Source organism: Gordonia sp. C13 (assembly GCF_023218005.1).
Lineage (GTDB): Bacteria > Actinomycetota > Actinomycetes > Mycobacteriales > Mycobacteriaceae > Gordonia > Gordonia namibiensis.
Map to the genome: position 1 here is coordinate 1 of NZ_JALPSY010000051.1, position 9,280 is coordinate 9,280.

A 9,280-nucleotide genomic window follows, 5' to 3' on the forward strand; every position below is an offset into this window, starting at 1 on the left:
TCTAACGATGACGCCGCACCGTCGTGGCAGTCGTAAGATGAGCGCGCAGGATCAGCAGGATGCCGTCGACAGCATCACGTCGAACCAACCGGGGCTGATCTCCGGGTATGAGCCCGACCGGCGTCTGAACGGCTGGACCCGGCCCTTCGACACCGCCGCAAACCTGCTGGAAGACGAGTACGAACTGCCGGAGGACGCCACCTGGCCGGTGTGGGCTGACTATCCCGAGGGCACCGGTTTCCATCAGGCCCGAGGCTTCTACGTCCACCCGGGAATCGTCCGGCTCGTACGCGAGCACGAGGAAGCCCAGGCTGGCAAATAGCAACTAGCACCGCGATGCCGCTGACCCGTCTCTAATCGGGTCGGCGGCATCGCTGTCGGATGACCGCACACCACCCCAACCCGGCCACCTGCGTGATCGGGGTACGCCAACGGTAGCGACCTGGGAGAATCGAACTCATGGATGACGGAAGACCTGGTCCAGGGAGTCAAGACGCCCAGGGCAAGGCGGGTACGAGACTGGAGCAGTTGAAACGACGTCGACAGCAGCTGGCCGATGGCGAATCGGTCACGGCGGAAACCGTAGCAGCGGCAGCGGCACGTGCCCGAAAGTCGATGATGCGCGCCGTCGCTGCACACGAGTCCGCAGCTCAACGACATGATGACGCTGCACTGGCGCATGAACGCGCGGCGTCGGCACATGCCATGGCCGCCGAGCGCTCCGCCCCGGGGCAGGACGGTACCCACCGCGAGGCCGTCGAGCGACACCTCGCCGCCGCCGGCGACGAGCACAGCGCAGCGGTCGTCGCCCGCGACCAAGCCGAGCATCCCGAACACTCGACATCCAACCGCGGCCGCGACTGACCCCGCAGCCCATCGGGCACGTGAATCACTGATGTCAGCCAACCACTCATGTCGAGCAGCCATCTCTTTCGCTGCTGCGGTTGCCGTCCTCGGCCTCGCCGGGTGCGGCCAGGCGGAGGTCAACCAAGGTATCCCGCCCACCGAGCCCGCGACCGCAACTTCCACCGTTGAGGCTGACTCGGTGACCGACACCACCGACCTGCGCAATCTCATGGCATTCTCCACCCACGTCTTCACCGGGCATGTGGAGTCTGGCGCCGGCACCAAAGCTCTGAGTCCGATTCCCGAAACCCAGTACAGCGTGCTCACCGCCACCTCGCTCAAAGGTGAAGTCCCCCAGAGCGTGACCGTCAACCAGCAAGGCGGCACCAAAGATGGCGTCTACATTTCCGTCGACGGTGACAGTCCACTCAAGGTCGGGAGGTGGTACTTGTTCGCGACCCGCTTCCTCAAGTCCGAACAGTGGTACACCGTCGTGCCCGTATATGGCCACAAGCCCATCACCGAGCAACAGGCACGCGATAGGACGTCTGCGCCATTAGCGGCCGCGGACTCCGCGCTGCGCGCCAATCCGCAGAACAGGCTCGCCCCGCCCAACCCGCCCAGTCCGTCGCTGACGTTCCCCATCCCGCAACCAGGCGACCAGAACCCGCCGCCCCCCTCCACGCCGCGACCACGCTGAGCTCTCACCCATCCTCTGGCACGGAACGTCGTGACCACCACGTCGAGGACGTGTCCCAGCAAACCGGCCCCGTCACCCGAGATCAACGGTTTGTTTGTCGCGCAGATATGACCACGCGGCTGTGGGCGGCTGTCGTCACCGGCACGTCCACCCCTCACGACGGGCATGCGGCATCGCAGGGCACAGATTTGCGGTGTGCTCGACCCACACGAACCGAATGGGTCTGCAACAGTGGGCCGATGAGTCCGGTGACAAAGCCCGCCAGAGCGTGGCTGGAAGAACGCACCGAGCGCTTGATCGAGATGGTCAACGAACGTGGACTGACCTTGGGTGATGATGCAGCCCGGCTTCTGCTCACCGAACGGGTCTGCGCGGTCGCCGAGAAAATGCGCATCGGCATCGCCCAAGCCCAACGGTATCTCACCGACGACGCCATGAGGGTCCTCGTCGATGGACTCATCGAGGCCGTGGAAGAGGAAGCCCCCGGCGCCGACCTGGCCGAGCTGCCCAGAACCGAGTCGATGAGCGTGACGACGTTCGGTCGCCTGATCGCAGGATTGAGCGAAGTTGCGCAACTCTATCTTTGCCTCAATCCGGCCGACAGCGCTCTCACAGTTGACGATCGCACCCGCCGCGCCATGGAGACCCTCTCGCTGATCAGTATCGCCGGAGTTCTCCAGGCAGAAACCGATGACGACAGGCACATTCCGGTGCCATCGGCGCTGACCGCGCGCATCGCCCGGATACTGACCACCGCAGCTGAACACACTCCCGACAGCGAGCTGGGCGCAACGCTGCGCCGCGACGCAATCCGCGCCCACCACTGAGGGTCGACGTTCCCCAACGACGGACCGCCCCGGCCCATCAACTAACCGCGCGTACCCCGCACAGCAGAGTGCATGAGTTTCCGAGCTCCACAACCGACTCTGCTTCGACGAATGAGTGATTCGTCGACTCAAATGCGTTTCGCGCAATCGTCTTTGACGTAACGAACTCTGTGTCAGGCGACCACCGAGGACGGCCCACCGGCACCATCCGAAGAAGGACGGCAGCAACTCGCGTCGGCGACCGCCTCACCGTCACGAGGGCAGCCATGACAAACTGGATGGGCCGGTGCAGCAGTAGCCGTGGTCGAGCGAGTCGTCGGTCGGGACCGGGTCACTCAGCAATTCGTGTGGCCCCCTTCCGTGAAAGTGAGAGTCACCAGTGCAGCCAAACAACCCCGATGCGGTGTTCGTCGACGACAGCGGAGACACCGCCGGCCGGGCATTGATGACCATCGTCTCCGCGCAGCATGAGGAACTGGTGATCCTGACCGTCCAGGGCAGCATCGACGTTCTCACCGCGCCACAACTGTCCGAGGCGGTGACGAACGCGCTGCACGGACAACCGCGCGGCCTGATCATCGATCTGACCACCACCGACTTTCTGGCCTCGGCGGGCATGGCCGCACTCGTCGCCGCCCACGAGGCGATCGCACCGACCGGACTGTTCGGAGTCGTGGCCGCCGCACCCGCAACGTCGCGACCGCTGACACTTATGGGCTTGGACCAGACAATCGTCCTCTACCCCTCCCTGGCCCACGCTGTCACCGCCATGACCAACCCCACCGGAATGAGCGGCAGCCCGACTGGGTAAACACGACGGCGTGGACTCATCACAGCACCTCGATGGCGACTCCACCGGTGACTTCGAACGTTCGGTCGAGGCCACCGCCGAGGCCGCCCACAGACTGCGCGAACTGTTCACCGTGTGGGTGACAGCAACCGTCGACGCCGACACTGAACGCCGCGCCGACATCGTCTTGGCCGTCTACGAAGCGATCGCCAACGCCACCGAACACGCCTACAAAGACGCTCTCGAGCCAGGCGCGGTCACCGTGCGCAGCCGCCGCCGGCCCGACGGCACTCTCGAAATCATCGTCACCGACACCGGCACCTGGGACCCCAGCCCCGCACAGCGCTTCCGCGGCCGCGGACTCGCACTCATCACCGCACTCAGCGACACCCATACACTCACCGCCGGACCCGACGGCACCACCGTCACCATGTGCTGGCAGCCGACGCCTGTTTCTGACGACATGATATCTAGCATCGCAACTCGAAACTGAGTCGAGCGCGATTGAGCGCAGCTCTCGCACTCGTTGATGGGGTCGTCGGTGAGATTGGCGGCGGGGACTATGCCCGTCCGACTCCGTGTGCGGGGTGGGATGTGCGCGCGGTCCTCAACCACGTCGTGGCAACTACTGCCAAGTTCAGCCAGTACGCCCTGGGGCACACGACGTCACCGCGCACTGTGCACGACGACGTCCTTGGTACCGATCCCCGTGCCTCGTTTCGCGCCGCGACGAAGGCCAGCACCATCGCGTGGGAAAACGATGTGCGCCTCGAATCGAAACGATCGGTGCCATCTGCCGTTTGGTGTGTTCACCGCGGCTGAGGCCGCAGACATCAACATGTTCGACGTTCTCGTCCACGGCTGGGACATCGCCACCGCGGTAGACCTCGAGTATCGCGTGCCCAACGCACTCTGCGCGGCCGCCATCGACGTGGCCTATCGCGTGGTGACACCGGGCGCTATCGCGCGTGGACACTATGCGCCCCTACCTACCGAGCCACCCCCCAGTGCGCTCATCCACCCTGCCGTGGCTTCGCGTGCTGGTGATGACCGGTCGAGATCCGACGTGGTCAGCTCCAGCATGAGTGGAAGCGACACTCACCGGGCGGTTGTTCGGCGAGGATGTCGATCACAGCAATCACGATCGTGCGTTGCGGTGGCGGGAGTTGATAAAGGGCGGCGGCCATGGCGTAGAACCGGTGCCACCCGTTGCTGGCCAGCAAGACCCGCACCGGCATGGGGTGGGTGGCGATGGCGGTGGTGAAAGCTGGTGGTGGAAAAGCGAGTCAATGTCGAAGCCAGCCGCTGTTGCATGCACGGTCCTCGGTTTGGGGTCGCGGGTCCGACCCCGACGAAGGGAACTCAACACTGAGGCCTTCGACTCATATGCTTGGCTGGCGGCGATGATCTCCCCGCTGGCTGCTTTCAGGTCTTGCCGGCCTTATTCGGTGAACAGATCAAACTTCGCAGCCGTCGTTGGGGTTCCTCCCGGTCGAGAATGCGGCAGTCAGACATTGCATCGGATGGCGCGACCGCGGGCTCGCTCGAGACCTCATCCGGCACTGAGTTGATACGCGGTGACGCTGGCTGGCGAGACATGGGCAGCCTCGATTCACGGCCCCCGACCGGGCTGGCCCGGCTTCGGCACGGTGCACATCCTTCCAGCGGCGGTCCTCAGCGCCACAGATCAGATGTCACCTATTCGTGCAGCAGTGCCCATATCGGAGGATGGAGCTGATGTGGGCGTGGTGTGCTCGGCAGATGAACCGTTTGCATCGCCCCCGCCCCGCTTCTGCCATGCGAAGGCGAGTGCGGCCAGCACGGCCAGACCGATGACGACAACGATTCCCGACTGACCGGCTTGATCTGCGAGTGTGGCAACGGGATTGGGCACACCGACGCGTGCGAGTATCCAGCCGATTGAGGCCAGTGCTGCACAGAGAGCCCCGAGGACACGTACGGGCCTGTACCAGTTGGTTCGTGAGAGAACTACCAGTGAGGGCAAGGTGAGTAGGACAACGCCGAGCTGCATGAGTTCGATGCCGAGGTTGAAGCCGAGCAGGCTGAGGATCAATTGTGATGTAGTGAGGCCGAGTTCGGCGAGAGTGAATGAAAAGGCCATGCCGTGAACGAGTCCGAACAATCCCGCTGTGAGTGCTTCGCGGCCGGGGAACAGTGGCCGCAGCGCGTGAACGGCGCCGATGAGGATGCTCAATGAGATGAAGACTTCAATAGGTGTGGCGGGTAGTTGCAGTCGGCCCAATGCGCTGAGCGCCAGGGTGAGTGAATGTCCGAGCGTGAATGCCAGTGTGATCCGGGTCATGCGAATGATCGTTCGTTTTGTGCTGACCGCGCCGCGCCATCGTCCACCGACTGCGATCAGTGGTGCCGGGAGCAGGAGTACGAGGAGAAACAGCAGATGGTCGGTGCCGGACGCGATGTGTTCGGTGCCGAGGTGAACCATCGCCGTGAAGCCTCGCCAAGTGCTGGCTCGGTCGAGTTCGATCATCAACGGTTCCAGATTCATCGTGCGGGTGTCTTCCGCAATGATCCCGATTTGGGTCCCAGCACCATCGTGGGCCACTTCTCCCGCACCCCAGTCGTTGTGGATGGTCACCACGATCGAATGGGTAACCACTTCGTGGACAACAAGGTCAGCGGCCACCACGAAGCGCCGTATGTCCGCACCGGCGGGAGGTGTCCATGTGGCGTGGGCGATGACCTCGCGGTACGGGCCGGTAGCGGTCTGTTCTGCCTCACCCAGGTGCAACTGACCGACCTTGACGATCCAGAGCCGACCGTCTGTGGTCGTGACGGCCAGGTGCCTGGCCAGGTAGTCCTGCAGATCGGTTGCCCGTCGGGTCAAGACGTCGTTGGCATCGACTCGGCGCAACTCTACGCCGCTCGCGATCGACAGATCATCGACAGGAATCTGAAGTTCGGCGGTCAGGGAGTCGGAGAGCACGTCCAGCTGCATTATCGAATTCGGCATGGGGTGGGCCCATGTCGGCGCACCGGGAAGCAGCGCAAGAAACACCGCTGCCGCCACTACGGTCACCGACCGACCGAGGAATGGCCGGAGGGCGAAAGTAGACGGCATCAGAACGAGAACTCGCCGCCATAGTCGCGGGTGTGGTCGCGCCAGATGGTGTGGTAGTGGACCTGGTTTTGGACGACTACGCCGTTCTGGCAGACGAACTCGATCCACACGCTCGGTCCATCGATGCGAAAGTAGTCGCCCTGCTCGGTGAGATCGGTGCCGCCGGAGTAGCTGATGTACGTGCTGTCCAGTTCGGACTCGTAGGTGCTCATCATGGATTGTGCGGTGGAATCGTCAGCGACGCCCACCCATGTGCGCATGGCTGCCAATACCGCCTGCTTCTGCGCGTCGTTCAGGGTGCTGACCTGCACGCCCTGTTTGGTTTCCGGGAACTGTCCATCTTCTCCGGGACCCAAGAGCACATCGGTGAACGAGTCCTTCAGCTTGGCTTGTCCGAGTTGTTCGGTACTGAGACCGGCAGTGACAGCTTTGACCGCATCCGCCATATCCTCCATCGGCGCATACTGTGTTCCGTCGTCACCTGTAAACGATGTCGGCTCGACGCCTACAAAGTAGGGGCTGGCTCCAGATACCTGACCGTTCTTGTACGTGAAGTTGATCGCCAAATGGTGCCCACCGAAGTGCAACATCCACGTACCGTTTGCGCTCGGGTCACCCAGCAACGCAAGGTCGTACAGACCGGCTCCGTAGCCGCCCAAACCGCCACCACCGCCACCTGAGGGCATCTGTCCGCCGGATGGCATTGGCCCGCCCGAAGGCATCTGCCCGGAAGGAGGCCCACCTGAGGGCGCTCCGCTGGCTCCCGACGGCGCGCTTCCCGGGCCCCCACCCTGGCCGCTGGACTGCAGTTCGGCGAGGTAGTCATCAGCGGTCCGCAGAGCCTCGACGCGGGTGTAACCGGCTTTGTCGGTGCCGATCGCGGTCTTCAGTAGGGTTTCAGCCAGTGCCGCCTGGTCGTCGTCGAGATCTTCGAGGGGCACGCCACCCCGGCAACTCTGCCCACACGGCAGGTTCGACCAGGCCACCGCATCTTGCTGTGTGAGGTCGAGAAGCGCCAGCGATTTCTGTTCGTCAGTCAAGGAGTTCGAGAAGGCGTTCGCTGCCTCCACCACTGCTTGCACTCCCGAACCAGAGATCGTAGCCGACGAGCTATCCGAAGCGGCTGAAGGAGACTCGCCATCACCGCCCGCACACGCGGTGGAGAAGGCAATCAGGGCCACCGCGACAGCGGCCACCGTGAAACCGCTTCGTAGGCCGGACAACGTAGGCCGCTTCAAAGTGTGCGTCATCGGAACCACTGAACCTTCACTTGTGTAGATGAAATGGCTGTGAAACTACGACCCCGAAGCCCGTACCCGAAGCATGCTACGACTCAGGCATCATGCAGTTACCCAGAACAGCGAGGGACCAACCACACAAGATCAAGGACATGCCCGGACACTCGCTACTGGCGCGCCTGGGGCAAGCGGGTGCTGCGGGGCCGGCGGCCGGGAGCTGACCGAGAGCCTCCTCGAAGACGCCGGTATCTCAGCGGCGACGTCCTGGAGATCGCCCCGGGTCTCGGCACAACCGCATCGTCGATCCTCGAGCGCACCCCGCGTAGCTATCTCAATGTCGATGACGACCCGACGCCGTCGCGCTGGCTGGGAACCCGTCGGCTCCCGGGGACGTGTGATCGCCGGCGACGGCTCGGAGACCGGACTCGCCGACGAGAGCGCCGACGTCGCTATCGGCGAGGCGATGCTCACGATGCAGTCCGACCGATCCAAGTCGGCGATCGCCGCCGAGGCTTTCCGGGTGCTGCGACCGGGCGGCCGGTATTCGATCCACAAACTCGCCCTGAACCCCGACGCCCTCCCCGACGAGGACAAGACCGAGCTCCGCAAGTCGCTGGCCCGGTTGATCGAGGGCAACGCCGGACCCCCTCACCGAAGCCGAGTGGCGAGACCTGCTCACCGTCGCCGCCTTCGAGATCACCGCGGTGCGGTGCGCGCGGATGGCGCTTCCCGAAGCCGCGCCGCGTCATCGCCGACGAGGTAGAGCGTCGGACGCTGCGGTTCGTCGCCAACCTGATCCGTGACGGCGACGCCCGCGCGCGGGTCCTGGCGATGCGATCGACGTTCACGAAGTACAAGTCCGACCTGGCGGCGACAGAGGTCATCGCGACCGAACCCGTCGACGTCGCATGACCGACTGCACGCGCATCGAGGGCCTGGCGGAGAACTCCGGGCCGGTGGGAGTGTCTGTGATGATCACCGTGGGTGGCACGCACTCCATCGCCGAGGTATCCCTGTGCCTATGTTTCCCTTCATCATCTGCTCTCACGAGCAAGTTTACGTTGTTGTTGCTCAAGCATGCTCGGCGGCGAGTACCCGTCTAACGGTGCCGCACCATCCGGTAGACCTCGACTCGCGCGGCGCACAACGTGTTTCGTGGAGTGTCGGTCCCGCCAGTGGGCGCCCCGGGGGCAGCCCTCTTTCTCCTGCAGCGCCGAATCCGACCGGGCGTCGGGGTCACAGCGTTCTCCCAGCTGTGTACGAGGGGGCCCGCAGTTGCCGGCCATAGGTTTGTTCTCGTCGGCACGGACGCCGGCCAAAACACACACCGAGCACTAGGAGAATGAATGTCTCAGGCAGGACAGAAGGTCGGACAGGGTCAGCAGCGCCGTCGGCGTCGCGTCTGGAACCGGCGGCTGCGCCGGTGGGACTGGGTATGGTCCTGATTCGCCGCCCGGCCTGACCCATTCCCGCCGCGCCCAGGGGACATCCGACAGTGATGCCCCCTGGGCGCTGCAACCGTGACGATGGATTCTTTCGATGACGACACATCAGGCTTATCGCCGCTTCCTTCCCGCTCTTGAGGGGGAGGGCTCCCGATTCGCCACAGCCGCCGTACTGCTGCTCCTCGCCGCCGGCTGTGAGATCGCCGCGATCTTTGTCCTGTCCGACGTCATCGACGGGGCTCTCTCCGCCGATAGCGCAGTACAGTTTCTTCGGCTGGCCGTGCTGTGGCTGGCGGTCACGGCGATCTCCACCGGGGCTGACTACTACGGTCAG

General features: G+C 64.2%; 10 protein-coding genes and 2 pseudogenes. 9 read left to right on the forward strand and 3 right to left on the reverse strand.

Annotated elements, in window-relative coordinates; genetic code table 11:
- The 7 genes and pseudogenes from M1L58_RS22920 to M1L58_RS23710 form a co-directional block, all read left to right on the forward strand.
- Positions 1-322: pseudogene (locus tag M1L58_RS22920) on the forward strand (hypothetical protein); the annotation flags it as partial.
- 206 nt (positions 323-528) lie between these two features.
- Complete coding sequence (locus M1L58_RS22925; protein WP_248660583.1) at positions 529-864, forward strand: hypothetical protein; 336 nt, start codon at positions 529-531, stop codon at positions 862-864.
- Between the two features lie 181 nt (positions 865-1,045).
- Positions 1,046-1,546 carry a hypothetical protein gene (locus tag M1L58_RS22930; RefSeq protein ID WP_248660584.1) on the forward strand — a complete coding sequence of 167 codons (501 nt, stop codon included), beginning with the start codon at positions 1,046-1,048 and terminating at the stop codon, positions 1,544-1,546.
- Positions 1,547-1,785: 239 nt separating this feature from the next.
- Positions 1,786-2,373, forward strand: a complete 588-nt coding sequence (locus M1L58_RS22935) for a hypothetical protein (protein WP_248660585.1) — start codon at positions 1,786-1,788, stop codon at positions 2,371-2,373.
- Positions 2,374-2,752: 379 nt separating this feature from the next.
- Positions 2,753-3,184: an STAS domain-containing protein gene (locus tag M1L58_RS22940; protein WP_248660586.1), complete on the forward strand. Its 432-nt coding sequence runs from the start codon at positions 2,753-2,755 to the stop codon at positions 3,182-3,184.
- A 10-nt stretch (positions 3,185-3,194) separates the two neighbouring features.
- Positions 3,195-3,656 (forward strand): ATP-binding protein, encoded by a 462-nt coding sequence (locus M1L58_RS22945; protein WP_248660587.1) that lies wholly within the window; start codon positions 3,195-3,197, stop codon positions 3,654-3,656.
- Positions 3,657-3,667: 11 nt separating this feature from the next.
- Positions 3,668-3,985 carry a maleylpyruvate isomerase N-terminal domain-containing protein gene (locus M1L58_RS23710; RefSeq protein ID WP_374112782.1) on the forward strand — a complete coding sequence of 106 codons (318 nt, stop codon included), beginning with the start codon at positions 3,668-3,670 and terminating at the stop codon, positions 3,983-3,985.
- 316 nt (positions 3,986-4,301) lie between these two features.
- Here M1L58_RS23710 and M1L58_RS23715 read toward each other — a convergent pair whose 3' ends face one another.
- The 3 genes from M1L58_RS23715 to M1L58_RS22955 all read right to left on the reverse strand — a co-directional run bounded on the left by M1L58_RS23715 (position 4,302) and on the right by M1L58_RS22955 (position 7,459).
- On the reverse strand, positions 4,302-4,592 hold the full coding sequence (locus M1L58_RS23715) for a hypothetical protein (protein ID WP_374112784.1): 291 nt from the start codon (positions 4,590-4,592) through the stop codon (positions 4,302-4,304).
- Between the two features lie 258 nt (positions 4,593-4,850).
- Positions 4,851-6,221, reverse strand: a complete 1,371-nt coding sequence (locus M1L58_RS23555) for a HupE/UreJ family protein (protein WP_248660588.1) — start codon at positions 6,219-6,221, stop codon at positions 4,851-4,853.
- A gap of 41 nt (positions 6,222-6,262) precedes the next feature.
- Positions 6,263-7,459, reverse strand: a complete 1,197-nt coding sequence (locus M1L58_RS22955; RefSeq protein ID WP_248660589.1) for a DUF3500 domain-containing protein — start codon at positions 7,457-7,459, stop codon at positions 6,263-6,265.
- A 382-nt stretch (positions 7,460-7,841) separates the two neighbouring features.
- Here M1L58_RS22955 and M1L58_RS23720 point away from each other — a divergent pair, with 382 nt between their 5' ends.
- A complete protein-coding gene (locus M1L58_RS23720) occupies positions 7,842-8,264 on the forward strand; it encodes a class I SAM-dependent methyltransferase (RefSeq protein ID WP_374112783.1) in 423 nt (140 codons plus the stop codon).
- Positions 8,265-9,040: 776 nt separating this feature from the next.
- Positions 9,041-9,280 (forward strand): annotated as a pseudogene (locus M1L58_RS22965) (ABC transporter ATP-binding protein); the annotation flags it as partial.

Coding starts and splice junctions, on each gene's coding strand:
- M1L58_RS23720 (WP_374112783.1), top strand. CDS start 7,842: ATGACGACCCGACGCCGTCGCGCTGGCTGGGAACCCGTCGGCTCCCGG.
- M1L58_RS22935 (WP_248660585.1), top strand. CDS start 1,786: ATGAGTCCGGTGACAAAGCCCGCCAGAGCGTGGCTGGAAGAACGCACC.